General features: G+C 53.7%; 17 protein-coding genes and 1 pseudogene. 2 read left to right on the top strand and 16 right to left on the bottom strand.

Annotated elements, in window-relative coordinates:
* Positions 1-149 precede the first annotated feature (149 nt).
* Positions 150-1,640 carry a peptide MFS transporter gene (locus tag GC56T3_RS07960; protein WP_013145060.1) on the bottom strand — a complete coding sequence of 497 codons (1,491 nt, stop codon included), beginning with the start codon at positions 1,638-1,640 and terminating at the stop codon, positions 150-152.
* A gap of 523 nt (positions 1,641-2,163) precedes the next feature.
* Between GC56T3_RS07960 and GC56T3_RS07955 the strand changes: the two genes are divergently transcribed.
* Together GC56T3_RS07955 and GC56T3_RS07950 are read left to right on the top strand one after the other, a co-directional pair.
* Positions 2,164-3,528 carry an ISLre2 family transposase gene (locus GC56T3_RS07955; RefSeq protein WP_041468349.1) on the top strand — a complete coding sequence of 455 codons (1,365 nt, stop codon included), beginning with the start codon at positions 2,164-2,166 and terminating at the stop codon, positions 3,526-3,528.
* Between the two features lie 579 nt (positions 3,529-4,107).
* Positions 4,108-5,472 (top strand): ISLre2 family transposase, encoded by a 1,365-nt coding sequence (locus GC56T3_RS07950; RefSeq protein ID WP_041468349.1) that lies wholly within the window; start codon positions 4,108-4,110, stop codon positions 5,470-5,472.
* A 17-nt stretch (positions 5,473-5,489) separates the two neighbouring features.
* Here the strand turns inward: GC56T3_RS07950 and GC56T3_RS19950 are convergent, their stop codons facing one another.
* The 15 genes and pseudogenes from GC56T3_RS19950 to paaK all read right to left on the bottom strand — a co-directional run bounded on the left by GC56T3_RS19950 (position 5,490) and on the right by paaK (position 17,622).
* Positions 5,490-5,807, bottom strand: coding sequence for a trypsin-like serine protease (locus GC56T3_RS19950; protein ID WP_227456707.1), 318 nt, complete (start codon positions 5,805-5,807; stop codon positions 5,490-5,492).
* A 14-nt stretch (positions 5,808-5,821) separates the two neighbouring features.
* On the bottom strand, positions 5,822-6,163 hold the full coding sequence (locus GC56T3_RS07945) for a DUF3221 domain-containing protein (protein ID WP_013145059.1): 342 nt from the start codon (positions 6,161-6,163) through the stop codon (positions 5,822-5,824).
* A gap of 123 nt (positions 6,164-6,286) precedes the next feature.
* Positions 6,287-6,388: pseudogene (locus tag GC56T3_RS19320) on the bottom strand (2-nitropropane dioxygenase); the annotation flags it as partial.
* Between the two features lie 185 nt (positions 6,389-6,573).
* Positions 6,574-7,431, bottom strand: a complete 858-nt coding sequence (gene paaX / locus GC56T3_RS07940) for a phenylacetic acid degradation operon negative regulatory protein PaaX (protein WP_013145057.1) — start codon at positions 7,429-7,431, stop codon at positions 6,574-6,576.
* Positions 7,432-7,640: 209 nt separating this feature from the next.
* Positions 7,641-8,852 carry an acetyl-CoA C-acyltransferase gene (locus tag GC56T3_RS07935; protein ID WP_013145056.1) on the bottom strand — a complete coding sequence of 404 codons (1,212 nt, stop codon included), beginning with the start codon at positions 8,850-8,852 and terminating at the stop codon, positions 7,641-7,643.
* A gap of 26 nt (positions 8,853-8,878) precedes the next feature.
* Positions 8,879-9,742, bottom strand: coding sequence for a 3-hydroxyacyl-CoA dehydrogenase (locus tag GC56T3_RS07930; RefSeq protein ID WP_013145055.1), 864 nt, complete (start codon positions 9,740-9,742; stop codon positions 8,879-8,881).
* A 250-nt stretch (positions 9,743-9,992) separates the two neighbouring features.
* Entirely contained in the window at positions 9,993-11,510 is a 1,518-nt protein-coding gene (locus GC56T3_RS07925) for an aldehyde dehydrogenase (RefSeq protein ID WP_013145054.1), read from the bottom strand.
* Between the two features lie 17 nt (positions 11,511-11,527).
* A complete protein-coding gene (locus GC56T3_RS07920) occupies positions 11,528-12,301 on the bottom strand; it encodes an enoyl-CoA hydratase-related protein (protein WP_013145053.1) in 774 nt (257 codons plus the stop codon).
* Between the two features lie 13 nt (positions 12,302-12,314).
* The gene (locus tag GC56T3_RS07915; protein ID WP_013145052.1) at positions 12,315-13,091 is read right to left on the bottom strand and encodes an enoyl-CoA hydratase/isomerase family protein; all 777 of its coding nucleotides are present in this window, start codon (positions 13,089-13,091) and stop codon (positions 12,315-12,317) included.
* Complete coding sequence (locus GC56T3_RS07910) at positions 13,084-13,395, bottom strand: EthD family reductase (RefSeq protein WP_011231526.1); 312 nt, start codon at positions 13,393-13,395, stop codon at positions 13,084-13,086. The genes GC56T3_RS07915 and GC56T3_RS07910 overlap by 8 nt, the downstream gene beginning before the upstream one ends.
* A 24-nt stretch (positions 13,396-13,419) precedes the next feature.
* Positions 13,420-13,896 carry a 1,2-phenylacetyl-CoA epoxidase subunit PaaD gene (paaD, locus tag GC56T3_RS07905; RefSeq protein ID WP_013145051.1) on the bottom strand — a complete coding sequence of 159 codons (477 nt, stop codon included), beginning with the start codon at positions 13,894-13,896 and terminating at the stop codon, positions 13,420-13,422.
* 155 nt (positions 13,897-14,051) lie between these two features.
* Positions 14,052-14,885 carry a 1,2-phenylacetyl-CoA epoxidase subunit PaaC gene (gene paaC / locus GC56T3_RS07900; RefSeq protein ID WP_013145050.1) on the bottom strand — a complete coding sequence of 278 codons (834 nt, stop codon included), beginning with the start codon at positions 14,883-14,885 and terminating at the stop codon, positions 14,052-14,054.
* Positions 14,861-15,214 carry a 1,2-phenylacetyl-CoA epoxidase subunit PaaB gene (gene paaB / locus GC56T3_RS07895; RefSeq protein WP_011231529.1) on the bottom strand — a complete coding sequence of 118 codons (354 nt, stop codon included), beginning with the start codon at positions 15,212-15,214 and terminating at the stop codon, positions 14,861-14,863. Before paaB ends, paaC begins: the two co-directional genes overlap by 25 nt.
* 12 nt (positions 15,215-15,226) lie before the next feature.
* Positions 15,227-16,195: a 1,2-phenylacetyl-CoA epoxidase subunit PaaA gene (gene paaA, locus GC56T3_RS07890; protein ID WP_011231530.1), complete on the bottom strand. Its 969-nt coding sequence runs from the start codon at positions 16,193-16,195 to the stop codon at positions 15,227-15,229.
* A gap of 95 nt (positions 16,196-16,290) precedes the next feature.
* Positions 16,291-17,622, bottom strand: a complete 1,332-nt coding sequence (gene paaK, locus GC56T3_RS07885) for a phenylacetate--CoA ligase PaaK (RefSeq protein ID WP_013145049.1) — start codon at positions 17,620-17,622, stop codon at positions 16,291-16,293.
* Positions 17,623-17,807: the final 185 nt, after the last annotated feature.

Genomic DNA, 17,807 nt, shown 5'->3' with positions numbered 1-17,807 from the left:
GTCTATTCTATCTTAATCCATTTTTGTAAATACTGTCTGAATTTGTTTTTTGATTTATGTAAATATTTTTTAAATAAAAAAAGACGCCCTGCCAACGCAGAGCATCCTATCACCAGTTTACAACCTTTTTGATCATCCGTTTTCCCTTATTAACGAACTCCCTTCATCAACCGCTGAATGCTTGGCGCCAGCGCGAATAAAAGGATGCTTAGCACAAGCGCCGCACCGCCGATCGTGCCGAAATAGGCCGTTTCGTTTTCCGGCGTATAGAAGCGGACGAGCTGGGCGTTGATCGCTTGCGCGGCGGCGTTCGATAAAAACCAAAGGCTCATCGTTTGCGCCGAGAAGGCCGCAGGCGCAAGTTTCGTCGTCGCCGACAGGCCGACCGGCGACAGGCAAAGTTCACCAAGCACGACGATGAAATAGCTTAACACAAGCCAGATCGGATGGACGAGCCCCCCGCCGCTTAAATGGCCCGGCACGAGAATGACGATGAACGACAGGCCGGCGAACAACAAGCCGAGCGCGAATTTTTGCGGGATCGTCGGCTGCCGTTTACCGAGCTTCACCCACATCCATGCGAACACCGGAGCCAAAATGATAATAAATAACGGGTTCAGCGACTGGAACCATGCAGGCGACAAGTGGATGCCTGCTACATCCAACTGCGTCCGCTTGTCCGCATAGTTCGCCAAAATCGTCGATCCTTGTTCTTGAATCGCCCAAAACATCGCTGAAGCGACGAACAACGGAATGTAAGCGATCACGCGCGACCGCTCCTCCGCCGTCGTTTTCGGGCTGCGGTACATGACGACAAAATAGATGATCGGGATGATGATTCCTAAGATGCCGACAAGGGAAATAAACGTTTCCACAGTGAACCAACCGTTCGGAATCAAGATTGCTAGCAGCACGGCAATCACGACCGCCCCCATGGCCATGATCGAAGCCGCTTTTTTCTTTTCTGCCGGCGTCAGCGGGTTGGGCACGTACGTCCCCGCCAACCCGAGGTTTTTCTTTCTTGTCGCCACAAATACGACAAGCCCGAGAAACATCCCGACAGCAGCAAGTCCGAAGCCAAGGTGGAAGTTGTACTTCATCCCGGCCGTTCCAACAACAAGCGGAGCCAAAAAGGCGCCAAGGTTAATCCCCATGTAAAAAATGCTAAATCCGGCGTCGCGGCGGTCATCGCCAGGCTTGTACATATCGCCGACAATGCTCGAAACGTTCGGTTTCAACAACCCGGTTCCCAAGACGATGAGCGCCATCGACACAAACAGCGCCGTCACCCCGCCCGGAATCGCCAGGGCGATATGACCAGCCATAATGAGAAGGCCGCCGTAAAAGACCGCGCGCGACGTGCCAAACACCCGGTCGGCAAGCCAGCCGCCAATGATTCCGGACATGTACACAAGCGCCCCATAAATCGACATAATCGCGAGCGCCAGATGCTCATCAAGCCCGAGCCCGCCTTTCGATACTTCGTAATACATGTAGTACACTAAAATGGCGCGCATGCCGTAGTACGAAAAGCGCTCCCAAAACTCGGTGAAAAAGAGCGTAAACAGCCCTTTCGGATGGCCGAAAAAGCCCCGCTGCGGAACACTGGCAGCGATTTGTTGCTTGTCAATGGATGACATAACCACTACCTACCTCCTTTAAATTCTTTTAATATAATAATTCATTATGTTTATATTGTCAAAAAAATTTTGTATGATTTATATTAAGGTAAATATATAGATGCAATTTAAAGCTTTAACATTTTTCGTTTTTACCGGTCATTTCATCCGACTGTCGAAGACAAGCCTATGGCTTGCCTTCGACAGTCAAAAATGGATGAGCCACTTTTCCGTCAAGGATATGTTAAACGATTTCGTTGCATCTATATAAAACAATAACATTAAGAAAAAATAATATTATTTAAAATAAAAATTCTGAAAAACATTTCTCCCTTTCCGTTTTCTTCGTTATAGGGTGTGAGTAAAATATTTGTGGGTGGCATTCCGGAATGATTCCCCGACGAGGGTTGCGAACTTTTGTTCGCGACGCTCGTCGGGGCCACCAAGCGAAGCGCGGTAGAAAAAGCAAATGTCATGCAAAAAGGACTCTCTCCCTGCTATGATGGTGATGACCAACATCCATAAAACAGGAGGGAGAGAGTCCATGAAACATCTTACCACAGAATGGCCTTTATTAAAAGAGCTGGAGGAGCAATTAGTCAGAACTCTTCAAAAGGTGTTCGCTGTCTTGTTGGCGGCCCTTTTGGAGGAGATCGATCAACAACTGGCGGAAGCGCGGGACAAGCGCCGGTATCAGCTGAAAGACAAACGGCCGACTACGATCCAAACGCTGTTTGGGGAAGTGACGTTCCGACGGAACTACTACTATGACCGGCAAACGGGGAACTATACCTTCTTGCTGGATGCCGAACTGGGCTTTGATGGAGCCCAATCGATCAGCCCTTGCCTCGAGGAAACGGCGGTCGAGTTGGCCGTCGAGTGCTCTTCCTACCGCAAAGCAGCTCGCACACTCGAGTCAATCGTGGGGTATGCGGTTCTCAGCCACGAGGCGATTCGCCAGTTGGTGCTCGAGGCCCCTGTCTCGCTGCACCGCCCTGTTTCCAAACGGCATGGCCGAGTGCTGTTTGTGGAGGCCGATGGACTGTTCATTTCCCGCCAGGGGAAAGGAAAACGGGCGAAAGAAGAGAAAATCCTGGCGGTTCACGAGGGATGGAGACGAAACGGGTCGCAGCTCGAGCTGGTGAACCGACGCCACTACCTCCATGAAGGGACGGGGGACGTGTGGGAACGGTTCGAGGAGTGGCTGATGAAGGAATATGCCTATGATCCGTGCCGGGACTTGTTGATCATCAACGGCGACGCGGCGTCGTGGATCACGGCCTGCCGGGAGTATTTTGGGAAGCGGGCGTGCTTTCAGCTGGATCGATTTCATGTGGCGCGGGAGCTGCGTCAGTGTCTGTCCGGCCATCCGCGTTGGCGGGAAGTGCGGAAGAAGCTGGCGAAACAAGACGAAGAAGGGCTTCTCGTGGAGCTGAACAGCGCCATCGGCACGTTGGAGGACGAAGCGAAAGAGAAGCAGATGGCTGCCATGATCCGCCGGATCGAGTCGATGCCGGGATGCATCCGGGACTACCGGGAGTGGCTGTCGGAGCAAGGGGTGGAGACGACCGGCATGCGTCCGATGGGCCACGCGGAGAGCGTGATGAGCCGGTTTGCGCATCGGGTGAAATCCCGCCGCAGCTGGAAAGACCAAGGGCTTCGAGCGTTTCTAAAAGCGATGGTGGCCCGAATCGACGGGATCGGGTGGAGAAAGGGGCAGTTGGAGGAGGAAGAGCCACGGAGGGCAGCCTCGTCCTCGACGAAGTCCAAGCGGATTGAACAGGCCAAACGGAAGGCCGGACAGTTGTGGGCGGATGTGGTGCGTCAGAATCTACCGTGTCTGCAGCGGTCATCCGGGACGCCGATCCATCAAGCGTTGTCGGCGCTCCGGGATGGTGGTTGGGTGTAAAAAAATGGAATATCGTATCATCGCCTCAAGATAAGGGATGAGAGTCCGAAAGCGCTTACGATATTAATTCCTGAAAATGGTTCGATAACTAGTGATTGACAACGCCCGTAGTGAACCGAAAAATGTTCTCCACAAAGTCTTGACTGACTCATTATTATATTACGAGCAACTATGTTCAAACAGGAGATGCAACTCAAGACTTTGCAGTGCTTAAGCTTAGCACATATTTAGGAAAAAATATTGGTGATGTAGTCGGATATCTTCCATTAAGACAAGTATCTAACATTCAAGGTACGTCAGTAAAGATTTATGGATATCCAGGGGATAAAATCGAACAGTATAAGGAGATATCTCAATGGGGAATGACTGGCTCTGTTTCCAAAGAAACCGTGTGAGTAAAATATTTGTGGGTGGCATTCCGGAATGATTCCCCGACGAGGGTTGCGAACTTTTGTTCGCGACGCTCGTCGGGGCCACCAAGCGAAGCGCGGTAGAAAAAGCAAATGTCATGCAAAAAGGACTCTCTCCCTGCTATGATGGTGATTGGCAAACCAACCGAAAACAGGAGGGAGAGAGTCCATGAAACATCTTACCACAGAATGGCCTTTATTAAAAGAGCTGGAGGAGCAATTAGTCAGAACTCTTCAAAAGGTGTTCGCTGTCTTGTTGGCGGCCCTTTTGGAGGAGATCGATCAACAACTGGCGGAAGCGCGGGACAAGCGCCGGTATCAGCTGAAAGACAAACGGCCGACTACGATCCAAACGCTGTTTGGGGAAGTGACGTTCCGACGGAACTACTACTATGACCGGCAAACGGGGAACTATACCTTCTTGCTGGATGCCGAACTGGGCTTTGATGGAGCCCAATCGATCAGCCCTTGCCTCGAGGAAACGGCGGTCGAGTTGGCCGTCGAGTGCTCTTCCTACCGCAAAGCAGCTCGCACACTCGAGTCAATCGTGGGGTATGCGGTTCTCAGCCACGAGGCGATTCGCCAGTTGGTGCTCGAGGCCCCTGTCTCGCTGCACCGCCCTGTTTCCAAACGGCATGGCCGAGTGCTGTTTGTGGAGGCCGATGGACTGTTCATTTCCCGCCAGGGGAAAGGAAAACGGGCGAAAGAAGAGAAAATCCTGGCGGTTCACGAGGGATGGAGACGAAACGGGTCGCAGCTCGAGCTGGTGAACCGACGCCACTACCTCCATGAAGGGACGGGGGACGTGTGGGAACGGTTCGAGGAGTGGCTGATGAAGGAATATGCCTATGATCCGTGCCGGGACTTGTTGATCATCAACGGCGACGCGGCGTCGTGGATCACGGCCTGCCGGGAGTATTTTGGGAAGCGGGCGTGCTTTCAGCTGGATCGATTTCATGTGGCGCGGGAGCTGCGTCAGTGTCTGTCCGGCCATCCGCGTTGGCGGGAAGTGCGGAAGAAGCTGGCGAAACAAGACGAAGAAGGGCTTCTCGTGGAGCTGAACAGCGCCATCGGCACGTTGGAGGACGAAGCGAAAGAGAAGCAGATGGCTGCCATGATCCGCCGGATCGAGTCGATGCCGGGATGCATCCGGGACTACCGGGAGTGGCTGTCGGAGCAAGGGGTGGAGACGACCGGCATGCGTCCGATGGGCCACGCGGAGAGCGTGATGAGCCGGTTTGCGCATCGGGTGAAATCCCGCCGCAGCTGGAAAGACCAAGGGCTTCGAGCGTTTCTAAAAGCGATGGTGGCCCGAATCGACGGGATCGGGTGGAGAAAGGGGCAGTTGGAGGAGGAAGAGCCACGGAGGGCAGCCTCGTCCTCGACGAAGTCCAAGCGGATTGAACAGGCCAAACGGAAGGCCGGACAGTTGTGGGCGGATGTGGTGCGTCAGAATCTACCGTGTCTGCAGCGGTCATCCGGGACGCCGATCCATCAAGCGTTGTCGGCGCTCCGGGATGGTGGTTGGGTGTAAAAAAATGGAATATCGTATCATCGCCTCAAGATAAGGGATGAGAGTCCGAAAGCGCTTACGATATTAATTCCTGAAAATGGTTCGATAACTAGTGATTGACAACGCCCGTAGTGAACCGAAAAAATGTTCTCCACAAAGTCTTGACTGACTCTATAATAATCTACTATTTGATATACACCGTATGAATATATATTATTATTCATGGCGGGATATACATAACCATTTATCGCGCCAGACTGATTCATAACATCCATAACACAATGTGCATTTGTAAGAACTTTATCTTTCCCAATAACAGTTCCAGTGCAAGCATACCAACCATCTCTAAATTCCAATTCATTTATACACTTCAATTATATTTAATAGACTCAATTTTCGTAACTTTCATTTTACTAGGATACGATTCTAAAATCTCTGAGTACCACACTTTTACCTTTTGTCCATTTTTTATTCCTCTCAAAGCACCAACTCCTGTAATCCACAACTTGCTCATATGGTATTTTCTTCTTAATTCCTGTATTGATAATTTATTGGCGTCGTCTTGAATAAAATCTTGATCTTCAACTAAATAGACCTCCCCTTCTTTCATAATAATAAAACCTTCCGAAACAGCTGCTTGATTAGGAGATCGGTTAGCGCTATATTCACTAAAGAAGAATAATAATGCGATGGAACACAAAATAACACTCACCAAGATATATCTCCTCATACAATTCCCCCAGCAATTTCGTTTCCGGGTCCATCGTTATGAACTAATTTACCTTTTAGGACAGAATAACACGCTAATGAACATTGATGATCCCAAGTGCATTCACGCCTTTGATACCGAGCTCGCCAGCTCGGCGTTGCTGATGTTGCCCATCCCCCCTTGAATGATCGGATAGCGAAGATTGAGCAAACGGCAAACATCATTCATTACATTCACACTCCGTTAAAAATACGTTATAGCTGAATTATACCGCATTTTTCAGAAAACGAGAATAGATGATAACCATTTTTCAAAACACGAATATCCTTTCTTCGCATGATAACGGAGCACTTTAAGAACCGTGATGAACGGCAACCGGGATGCACAGCTGTCGTTGCGCCGTGCATCCCGGTTCATTCCACCGATATCTCTTCCTCTTCTTTTTTGTCAAGCTCTGCCCCTTCCTGAAACACCTCTTCAAAGAAACGGCTGGCCGGTGCCGCTAGTTGTTGGTAATAGTCGTTGAACAAGGCGGCGGCATGGCTTCCCATCCACTCATTCGGCAGCAGCTCTTCCGGCAGGCCGGGGTCGATGAACAAAAACTTCCGGTACTCATGGACGAGCTTCGTCCGCTCGACAAAACATTCCGCGTCCGACATTTCGCCGCGCTCGATTTTATGTTTGTCAATGACATATTTTTGGCTGTAGACGGCAATGAACTGCTCGTATTTTTGGTTGATCTCGTCCAAGTTCCAGCACGTTTCCACAAGCCGTTTGTTCGTATGCGGACCGTCGTATTCGGCGAGGAAAAAATCGACGTACGGGCGGATGTCATACTTGTCGATCAAGTCGTATACTTGCTGCTTCAAATCATTCGGTGAAATCCAGCAGCTGTTGGAAATCGTGCCGAATCCGCTCCATACAAGCTCCTTCCGCAGCTCGTCGCGCAAGTGCCGCTTGTTCTCGGGGATGGTGTAAACAAGAATGCGCCATTTCCCGTCCCAATGCTCGGGACGCGTTTTGTAAATGCGCCGCGCCGCCTCCTCCATCCGCTTGACGCCGCGCACTGTGAGGGAATAGTAGCTTTTATTGCCGCGTTTTTCCGCCCGAATCCAGCCCTGTTTACTCATGCGCGACACCGCCGCCCGCACCGCCTGGTCGTTATGGCCGAACTCGCGGAGAAGGCGGATCAAGCTGCCGATCCAAATTTCACCGCCGTAGCGGCGGATGTAGTCGCCGTAAATCGTAAAAATGAGTGAGCGCGTATTCATCCGACGAAACTCCCTTTATCTTGTTTTCGAACTATAATCGTAACAAACTTTTCTCACGCTGGCAAGACGGGCGAAAAAACAAACGGAATACAAAGAGCCGCACCGCTTTGAAGCAGGCGGCTCTCGACGGCACGCCAACGGCGGCCGCAGGCCCGATCCGGCGTCATTTCACCAAGCCGCCGCAACAAGGCCGATCTGGCGAAACACCCTCACCGTTCGTCCGCGTTTTTCACAATCGTCGCGATTCCTTGGCCGACGCCGATGCACATCGTCGCCAAACCGTAGGCGACGCCGCGTTTTCGCATTTCGTAAATCAATGTCGTCAAAATGCGGGCGCCGCTTGCACCGAGCGGATGGCCGAGGGCGATCGCTCCGCCGTTGACGTTTACTTTCAACCGATCAAGCTCCAGCTGGCGAATGCACTCCAGCGCCTGTGAGGCGAACGCTTCGTTCAGCTCAACAAGCCCGATGTCGTCAAGCGACAATCCGGCGCGGCGCAGCGCCTTGCGCGTTGCGAAAATGGGGCCAATGCCCATCACGGCCGGTTCGACGCCGGCGACCGCTGAAGTGACATAGGCAGCCAGCGGCTTGAGCCCGAGTTCTTTTGCCTTTTCGGCGCTCATTAACAAAAGCGCTGCCGCCCCGTCGTTGATGCCGGACGAGTTGCCAGCCGTCACCGTGCCGTTTTCAAACAGCGGCGGCAGCTTGGCCAACTTCTCCAACGTCGTATCCGGACGAGGATGCTCGTCTTTGTCGACAACAATGCGGTTGCCTTTCCGGTCGTGATAGACGACCGGCACCAGTTCATCCGCAAACCGATTCGTTTCGATCGCTTGTTTCGCTTTCATTTGGCTTTCGTAAGCAAACTCATCTTGCGCCTCGCGCGTAATGCCGAATCGCTTCGCCACATTTTCCGCCGTTTGCGGCATGCTGTCGGTGCCATACATTTCGTGCATTTTCGGATTGATAAAGCGCCAACCGATCGTTGTGTCATACATCTCGATGTTGCCGCGCGGAAAATCGCTTGACGGTTTGGCCATGACAAACGGGGCGCGCGTCATACTTTCCACGCCGCCCGCGATCATGATATCGGCCTCATTGGCCAAAATCGCCCGCGCCGCATAATTGACCGCATCAAGCCCTGAACCGCACAGCCGATTGACCGTCACCCCTGCGACCTCAATCGGCAGCCCGGCCAACAGCGCCGCCATGCGGGCGACGTTTCGATTGTCCTCGCCGGCTTGGTTGGTGTTTCCAAAGACAACGTCATCAATTTGCTCGACCGGCACATTCGGATTTCGCTCGATGAGCGCTCGAATGACAACAGCCGCCAAATCATCCGGCCTGACTTCTTTTAGCGCGCCCTTGTAGCGGCCAATCGGTGTGCGCACCGCATCCACAATCACGACTTCTCTGCCCATGTTCTCTCCCTTCCTTTTCTAGCGAATCAGCTGTTTTCCCGATTCGTATAGTCATAGACGCCGCGGCCTGTTTTGCGGCCAAGCCGCCCCGCTTTGACGTATTGCTCCAACAGCGGCGCCGGGCGGTATTTTTCTCCGAGTTTTTCGTGCAAATATTTTAAGTTGTTCAATCTCGTATCAAGCCCAACTAAATCCGCAAGCTCAAACGGCCCCATCGGGAAATTGAGGCCGAGCTTGATCGCCTTGTCGATCTCTTCGGGCGTCCCGACCCCTTCTTGCAGCATGTAAAACGCTTCATTGCCGACAAGGGCGCTGATCCGGCTCGTGACAAATCCCGGAAACTCATTGACAACCACTGTCTCTTTTCCCATTCGCTCGGCCGCTTCTTTCGCCACTTGCGCCGTTTCGTCGCTCGTCTCAAGGCCACGGATGATTTCCACAAGCTTCATTTTATGAACCGGATTGAAAAAATGCATGGCGATCACCCGCTCCGGCCGCTTCGTGAACGAACCGATTTCGGTCGGACTCATGGTGGACGTATTCGTCGCAAAATAGCACGACGCCGGCGCATGGGCGTCAATCGTCTCGAACACTTGCTTTTTCAATTCAAGCTTTTCCGGCACCGCCTCGATCACCAAATCGGCATCGCGCACAGCGGCCGCCAAATCAAGTGAATACGACAGGCGCGCCTCGGCTTCTTGCCGCTCGCCAGCGGTCAATTTCCCTCGAGCGACCGCCTGTTCAAAAATCGAAGCAATCTCCTTCTGGGCGCTCTCCAATTGTTCTTGCTTAATGTCCACTAAGGTCGTCTGGAACCCGCCGACAGCGCCGACATACGCAATGCCTCTCCCCATCACGCCGCTGCCGACAACAACAAGGCGTTCGATCATCGTCTTCCCCCTCTCCTTTTTTCGCATATGACGGCTGATGCATCAAGCCGGCGTGCCTTTCGCCAAGCGGCGGACGCCGTCAAATGAATGGGCACCCCATCAAGAGCGACGGGGTGCTCGGCAAACGAGCGGGCGTGTCTCTCCACGCTTGCCCTAACCAGCTCTTGCCTTCAAGGGCGGCAAACTGAACGTTGCTTCCAAGGACGCGACACGCTCTCGTATATGGGCAAACGCAAAACGGCAAAAGCCCTTAGACGCCAAACGGATTAAGCGGACGCGGGCCGTAATACGACAGCACGCTTTTCGTTTCTGTGTACAAATCAAGCGCCTCGACAGACAGCTCGCGCCCAAATCCGGACTGTTTGTAGCCGCCAAACGGCGTGCCTGGGAAAGCGGAGAATGGGCTGTTGACCATGACAATGCCGGAGCGCAGCTGTTTCGCTACGCGAACGGCGCGGCCATGATCTTTCGTCCAGATCGCGGCGGCCAGTCCATAGTCGCTGTCGTTCGCCAATTCAATGGCTTCGGCTTCATCGCGGAATTTCATCACGACGACAACCGGTCCAAAAATTTCTTCACGAACCGCTTTCATTTGATGGTTCACGTTCGTCAAAATCGTCGGTTCATACCAGTAACCGTTTTCAAACCCAGCGACAACCGCCTCTTTTCCCCCGGCAGCGACCGTCGCTCCGTCGGCGACAGCCGATTGCACATATTCGTCAATCACTTCCAGCTGCCCGCGGCTGATGATCGCCCCGACATGCGTGCCGGCATCAAACGGATCGCCGAGTTTCAGCTGCTTCGTTTTGGCCACGAACGCTTCCATAAACGCGTCATAGATGCTTTCATGCACATACAAGCGGGAACGCGCCTCGCACGATTGGCCGCTGTTGTAGAAAATGCCGAACAATGAGCCGGCGACAGCGGCTTCTAAATCAGCGTCCGCAAACACAAGGCTTGGCGATTTGCCCCCCAGCTCGAGCGTCACCCGTTTTAATGTTTTCGACGCCTTCTCCATAATTTCCTTCCCCACCGGCGTCGATCCGGTAAACGCCACTTTGTCGACGAGCGGATGTTCGACCAAATAGTCCCCAACTTCCGCTCCGGCGCCCGTCACCACATTGACGACCCCTTCCGGCACGCCGGCCTCATGGCAAATTTCCGCCAGCACAAGGCAGGTGAGCGGCGTCAGCGACGCCGGTTTAACGACGACCGAGCATCCAGCGGCAATGGCAGGCGCGATTTTCCAAGCCGCCATCATGAGCGGATAGTTCCAAGGAATGATTTGGGCGCACACACCGACAGGCTCTTTTTCCGTATAGTTGTGAAATGCCCCCGGCATCGGGTTGACCGCCCCGCGGTGCCCAATGATCGCCCCGGCGAAAAATTCAAAGTCTTCAATCGCCTGCATTACTTGCCCTTGAGCAGCCGACAACGCTTTGCCGGTATTCAAAATTTCCAATTCCACCAATTCATTAAAACGTTCGCGCATGATGGCCGCAATTTGGTACAAGATGCGCGCCCGTTTTTGCACCGGAAAATGACGCCATTTCCCACGGTCAAACGCTTGCCTTGCCCCCTGCACCGCCCGTTCGGCATCCTCGCGCGTCCCTTTGGCGACGCGGGCGACCGGTTCGCCAGTGGCCGGATTGGTCACCACAAACGTTTCGCCCGAGGCGCTTTCGACCCGCTCCCCGTTCACAATCAAATGATAGAAATCACGTTTGGTCGGCATCGGTTCCATTTTCTTTTGTTTGACAGTCGCCATCGTTTCATCCCCCTTGCTTAGTTTCCTTGGAATAGTGGTTTTCGTTTTTCAAAGAACGCCTTGACGCCTTCGCGGTGGTCGGATGTCAATCCCGCAATGCGCTGGCATTCCGCTTCCCGTTCGAGGTAGCGGTCAAACGTCGTTTCCTCGCTTTCGCGAAGCAGCCGTTTGATGAGTCCAATCGCCTTCGTTGGCATGGCAGAGAGCCGCTCAGCAAACCGCTTCACTTCCTCTTCCCAAGCGGATAGAGGAATCACGTTTGTCGCCAGTCCGAGCGCAGCTGCTTCCTCGGCGGTCACTTTTTCCCCGAGCACCGCAAGCTCAAGCGCCTTCGCCCGCCCGACAAGACGCGGCAAATAGTAGAGATGGCCCGCGTCCGGCACAAGACCGACGTGAATAAACGCGGGAGCGAAACTCGCCTTTTCCGAGAGAAGCCGGAAATCACACGCCAGCGCCAAGCTCATGCCCGCGCCGGCCGCCACCCCGTTCACCGCTGCGACAACCGGTTTTTCAAGATGATGAAGCGCTTTCATCATCGGCGCGTATCGGGAGCGCAGCACGTCGCCATGGTCCATTTCTTCCGTCACGCCGCTCAAATCTTCCCCGGCGCAAAACGCCCGGCCGGCGCCTGTGATCACCACGCAGCGGACGTTTGGATCCGCCCCTGCTTGTTTTAGCGCCTTTGTCACTTCAGTGTTCATTTGTTCCGTAAACGCATTGAGCTGATCAGGGCGGTTGAGCGTCAGCCAGGCGACTTGTCCCTTCACTTCATAACGGATCGTTTCGTACATCGAACGCCCCCCTTTATTTTCCTTGGAAGCGCGGCCTTCGTTTTTCGAGGAATGCCGCCATTCCTTCTTTTTGGTCTTCCGAGGCGAACAATAGGTAAAAGTTTTTCCGCTCAAATTGCATGCCTTCATACAGCGGATAGTCGACCGCTTTCTGCACCGCCTCTTTGATCAGCCGGAGAGCCAAAGGCGGCTGTTCAGCGAGACGCCCGGCCAGCCTCATCGTTTCTTCCATTAAAAGCTCCGGGCTGACGACGCGGTTGACAATCCCCAGCTGCTCGGCTTCTTTCGCCGACATACGCGCCCCAGTCCAAAGCCACTCGAGCGCCCGCTTCGGACCGATGAGCTTTGTCAGCCGCTGCGTGCCTCCCGCACCTGGCATGACGCCAAGGTTCACTTCTGGAAAGCCAAATTCGGCCGCCGACGACGCGACAATCAAGTCGCACGAAAGCGCCAGCTCAAAACCTCCCCCTAGCGCCAACCCGTTCACAGCGGCGATCATCGGTGTTTTCACGATGGACAGGCGATCCCAATCGGCAAACTGGTTCATCCACTCAAGACGAATGGGGTCATCTTTTGCCATCTCTTGAATATCCGCCCCAGCCGCAAACGCCCGTCCACGCCCGGTCAACACGATGACACGCACCTTCTCATTCCGATCAAACGCTTCCACTGCCGCAACGATTTCCGCCACCATTTGACGGCTCAGCGCATTCAATACATCAGGACGGGCGAGCTCGATGATGCCGACCGCTCCCTCTTGACGCGCCGCAATGGAAACAAACTCACTCATGTTCCACTTCCTCACCGACCATAAAGGTGACGAGGTCGCCGGCAAATGACATGACATCTTTTGCCGATGCCTTCGCTTCTTTCGTTTTCATCGCCTCTTGAAACGCCTCTTGACTATCGTAATACATTTCACACAACAAATAATACTCGCTCTCCGTCCCCATCGGCGTCCCCGTAATTTTCGTCACCTTGATTTTTCGGAGGCCAGGAATTTTTTCCGTCAACGGCACATGCGTCCCATAATAATGGGCGTCAAACTGCTCCTTATCTTTCGGCTGTTTGTACAAGGCGATCATTTTAAACATCACGAACGTCCCCTTTCCCTTTTCTTATCCTGAAATTAATACGGGCTTCATCGCCTCAAACGGATTTTTGCATTGTTTGCAGTAGAAAATGCTGCGGCAGGCGGTCGGGCCAAACAAATTTTCCATGACGGTCCGCTCCGCCCCGCAATATGGACACGCCACTTGCCATGCCCCTGACGGCATTTGCCGCGGCGGCGGAGCGATGCCAAACTGCTTCAGCCGCTCCCGTCCGGCTTCGCTGATCCGGTCGGACGTCCACGGCGGATGGCGGAGAAACTCAACCGTCACCGCCGAGGCCCCTGCTTGCTTCACCGCTTCCTCAACCCGAGTGCGGATGATATCAAGCGCCGGACACCCGAGAAACGTCGGCAGCAGACAGACCGAGACCGCTCCATCCCGAACGTCAATCTGTTCCACCATCCCAAGATCGACAATGCTAATCGAATGAATTTCTGGGTCTTTCACCGTTTCTAACGCTTTCCAAACCTCTTCATTTGTCATGGTTCTCCCTCACATTTTCCAACCCGCTGCCGTTTTCCCTCTTTGGCTGCCTAGTGCCGCCAATGCTATGCCGTTTTGCTCCTTCAACAAACACTTCGCCGTCACAAAGAGGCGTCATGCCCAACGCCGCACTTTGGCCAACAGCGGCGCGGACATTACCATATCGCATGCGGGACGGCGCGGTATACTTCTGACAACGTCGCCAGCGCTTCGTCCAAATCCGGCGTATGTTCGCCGTTACGGCCGTTGCCATGTTTCATGCCAAACGGCATCGGCCAATCAAGCCCCACTTCGGCAAACGCCGGCGCCAGCGCGGCAATCGTGTTTTCCGTCAGCACCTTTTCCTCATCAATCAGCCCCCACCGCACCATTTCCGTTCCTTTCGCCCCGAGCGTCAATACGCCGGCAAAATCAGCGGCCACGTCCTGAATGGCTTTGGTCATTCGCGTCCGCGCTTCCAAAGGGGCATTCGTCAGCTGGACAAACCACGTATGCCAATGAAGCAAATGATAATGCAGCTCCACTTGAATTTTCGCCGCCACCTCGGCCAGCGGCGTATACGCGCTTTTTGTCAATGATTCAAGACGGATGCGCTTCGCCTGTGTATAAAAGTACTGGCGAACAACGGTAAACGCCCAATCATAGCGAGGCTCGCGCAAATAATGCCCCGGGCCGTTCGCCCGTTCGAGCAAAACCGCATTGCGCCGGGCCGAAGCCGGACGTGCGTGCGCCAGTTCGTCGGCTGATCCACAGCCAAGATCTTCAAGCAGCTGATAATACATGGCCGCATGCCCCATCGTATCTTGGCTGATGGAAGAAAACGCAATATCCTCCTCGATATGCGGCGCCAACCCAAGCCATTCCGAGCCGCGGTAGGCAAGCAAAAAATCATCATCCGCGAGCTGAAACAATAGCTCGACAAGCGCCTCTTGACCGTCTGGATGGAAGTGAATCGGTTTTTCGCTCATCGCCGAATCTCGCCTTTCCATGACAAAATTTCCTTCTCATCAAGCACGTTTTGCTCATATTTGCGCCATCGTTTCTTTAAATCCCCATATCCTCGCGTCAACCGGTAATCTTTGTTGTCAAGCCGCTTGAGCGCTGCTTTTTCCTCCTCACTCATCCGCCGGATATAGTCCCGCTTCACGACCCAAAGGTCCGCGACCGGCTCGCGGCGCATAAAGTTTTCCTGCGCCATCACGAGCGCGATCTCCTCATTGGGGGCAAGCAGACTGAATTGATGCTGCATCGGCGCATCCGGCGCTTTGCGGCTGAACACTTCAAACACTTGATAAAATCCTTGTTCTTTCCCCGCCATGGCCATCCCTCCTCATCCGGCCGTCCGTACGGCGCTGAGCGCCTCGCGCACCCACGCGTTCTGCTTGTATGCCGTCCGCCGAAGCTCAAGCCGCTCCTGCGACTTCGGCCCGTTGTTGCGGATGATTTCTTTAAACCGCTCCCAATCCGGCTGCCGGTAAATCCATTGGCCCTTCTCTTTGTCAAAATGCATTGTCTCATCAGGAATCTTCAGTCCGAGCGCCCAAATGCGCGGCACATATTTCGTAAAGAAGTCTTGGCGCAGTTGTTCATTCGTTTTCGTGCGGATGCGGTATTTGATCGTGATGTCTTGCTTCGAAGTTCCCGTCGTATCGGCCGTCGGCGGGCCAAAAAACATGAGCAACGCCTCCCACCAACGGTTGAGCGCCTCTTGCAGCATCTCTTTCTGCTCCTTCGTCCCTTCGGCGAGCGCCAAAATGATCGACTCGCCGTGCTGGGCGTGAAACACTTCCTCGGCGCAAATGCGCTTCAGCGCCCGCGCGTACGGTCCGTATGAGGCATCCAGCATGTTCGTCTGCGTCATAATCGCCGCTCCGTCGACGAGCCAGCCGATCAACCCAGCGTCCGCCCATGTCGGCGCTGGCATATGAAACACGTTATGAAACTTCAACCGTTCGTTCAATAAATCTTCGATAATATCTTCCCGCGTTTTGCCGAGAGGGGCCATCAAATCTTCCGCCACCCGAAGCAGCAGCTGGCCGTGCCCCATCTCATCCTGCACTTTCGCCATGATGCCAAGCTTCCGGCGCAGCGACGGCGCTTTCGGCACCCATTCTTTTTCCGGAAGCGCTCCCATAATTTCACTCACCGCATGCATCGCAATGAGCTTGATCAGCGTCACCCGATACTCATCCGGCATCCAGTCATCGGCTTCGATCTTTTCCCCCGCCTCGATGCGCTGCATAAACCGTTCGTATTTCTCCTCATCTGACAGGCGGGTGAACGTCATCATAGCCGCCATCCCCCATCCACCTCTCGTTTAAAATATATAACGTTTGTTTAACGTTATTATATTTTAATGTTATATATTTTGCAATCGTTTTTTTCTTTCTCTAGTCAGATGGATTGCGGCGCTTCAAGATGGCGGCGGTCAACGATGCGAACCGCTTTCCCTTCCGAGCGCGGGAGCGTTTTCGGCGAATGGAGACGGACGTCAATCGAAATGAGACAGTGCGTTTTCAACAATGACTGAATGCGCCGGGCAAGCAGAGCAGCCTGCTCGCTTTGCAAATCTCCGCCGACCTCGCTGTAAAAACGATCGGTCACTTCCGCATGCAGCTCGAGCGCTTCCAAATGACCGTGGCGGAGACGATGCAGCTGATAGTGCGGAGCCAGTTCCGAGACGCGAAGCAGATAGTGCTCAATTTCCGACGGGAACACATTGACGCCGCGGATGATGATCATATCATCAACCCGCCCTTTGACCCGCGACATGCGCGCCGTCGTCCGCCCGCAAGCACAACGCTCTCTCGTCACGGAAGCGATATCGCCTGTCCGGTAGCGGATGACCGGGAACGCCTCTTTCGTCAAGCTCGTAAAAACAAGCTCTCCTTCTTCCCCTTCCGCCACCGGCTCGAGCGTTTTCGGGTCGATCACTTCAACAAGGAAATGGTCCTCGGCGATATGGAGGCCGTTTTGCGCTTCATGGCACTCCATCGCCACCCCCGGGCCGATCACTTCACTCAGTCCGTAAATGTCACATGCCTTCATATCAAACGTCTCTTCAAGCGTGCGCCGCATTTCCTCGGACCACGGTTCCGCACCGAAGATGCCGTATTTCAGCGATGTTTGCCGCGGATCTTTGCCCAGTTCTTTCATCCGCTCGGCAATGTTCAATACATAGGACGGCGTGGCGCAAATGACGGTCGGCTGAAAATCTTCAATGATCATCACTTGCCGGTCGGTGTTGCCTCCGGATACCGGCACCGTCACCGCCCCAAGCCGCTCGCTGCCATAATGCAGTCCAAGGCCGCCGGTAAACAGCCCGTATCCATAGGCGTTGTGAATCACATCCCCCGGTTTCCCGCCAGCGATGACAATCGCCCGCGCCACAATGTCGGCCCAATGGTCAATGTCCTGTTTCGTGTAAGCAACCACCGTCGGTTTGCCGCTTGTGCCGCTTGATGCGTGTACACGGACGCATTGGGAAAGATCCACCGCGAGCAAGCCAAACGGATAATGATCCCGCAAATCCCGCTTTGTGGTAAACGGGAGTTTGCGTACATCCTCAAGCGTGCGAATATCCTCCGGCTTCACTCCCTTTTCATCAAACCGTTGCCGGTAAAACGGCACCCGCTCATACACACGCTCCGCCGTCGCCCGCAGCCTCACAAGCTGGATTGCCTCCAGTTTGCTGCGTGCGGCCGTCTCAATGTCATGCAAAATCATCGTTTCCGCCCCCTCTTTTAAAGCGCTTTCATAAAAATGGAAAATATAAAACTATATAACGTTATACAAACGTTATATAGTTTTTTCATGATATCTAATTTTAAAATAGGCTAAATATTTGAAAATGTCAACATATTTTCAGACCGACAAAGCTGTAAAAAAAGAGGCGATGGACGCTCCTTTCC

Origin of the sequence: Geobacillus sp. C56-T3 (assembly GCF_000092445.1) — a bacterium.
Classification (GTDB): Bacteria; Bacillota; Bacilli; order Bacillales; family Anoxybacillaceae; genus Geobacillus; species Geobacillus thermoleovorans.
The sequence above is the reverse complement of the archived record's forward strand: the minus strand, read 5'-3'. Positions and strand labels throughout refer to the sequence as shown.

Coding starts and splice junctions, on each gene's coding strand:
- GC56T3_RS07955 (WP_041468349.1), top strand. CDS start 2,164: ATGAAACATCTTACCACAGAATGGCCTTTATTAAAAGAGCTGGAGGAG.
- GC56T3_RS07925 (WP_013145054.1), bottom strand. CDS start 11,510: ATGGCGACTGTCAAACAAAAGAAAATGGAACCGATGCCGACCAAACGT.
- GC56T3_RS07960 (WP_013145060.1), bottom strand. CDS start 1,640: ATGTCATCCATTGACAAGCAACAAATCGCTGCCAGTGTTCCGCAGCGG.
- GC56T3_RS07930 (WP_013145055.1), bottom strand. CDS start 9,742: ATGATCGAACGCCTTGTTGTTGTCGGCAGCGGCGTGATGGGGAGAGGC.
- paaB (WP_011231529.1), bottom strand. CDS start 15,214: ATGGCGGGGAAAGAACAAGGATTTTATCAAGTGTTTGAAGTGTTCAGC.
- paaC (WP_013145050.1), bottom strand. CDS start 14,885: ATGGAAAGGCGAGATTCGGCGATGAGCGAAAAACCGATTCACTTCCAT.
- paaA (WP_011231530.1), bottom strand. CDS start 16,195: ATGGCGGCTATGATGACGTTCACCCGCCTGTCAGATGAGGAGAAATAC.
- GC56T3_RS07920 (WP_013145053.1), bottom strand. CDS start 12,301: ATGTACGAAACGATCCGTTATGAAGTGAAGGGACAAGTCGCCTGGCTG.
- GC56T3_RS07915 (WP_013145052.1), bottom strand. CDS start 13,091: ATGAGTGAGTTTGTTTCCATTGCGGCGCGTCAAGAGGGAGCGGTCGGC.
- paaK (WP_013145049.1), bottom strand. CDS start 17,622: ATGATTTTGCATGACATTGAGACGGCCGCACGCAGCAAACTGGAGGCA.
- GC56T3_RS07935 (WP_013145056.1), bottom strand. CDS start 8,852: ATGGGCAGAGAAGTCGTGATTGTGGATGCGGTGCGCACACCGATTGGC.
- GC56T3_RS07910 (WP_011231526.1), bottom strand. CDS start 13,395: ATGTTTAAAATGATCGCCTTGTACAAACAGCCGAAAGATAAGGAGCAG.
- paaD (WP_013145051.1), bottom strand. CDS start 13,896: ATGACAAATGAAGAGGTTTGGAAAGCGTTAGAAACGGTGAAAGACCCA.
- paaX (WP_013145057.1), bottom strand. CDS start 7,431: ATGAATACGCGCTCACTCATTTTTACGATTTACGGCGACTACATCCGC.
- GC56T3_RS07950 (WP_041468349.1), top strand. CDS start 4,108: ATGAAACATCTTACCACAGAATGGCCTTTATTAAAAGAGCTGGAGGAG.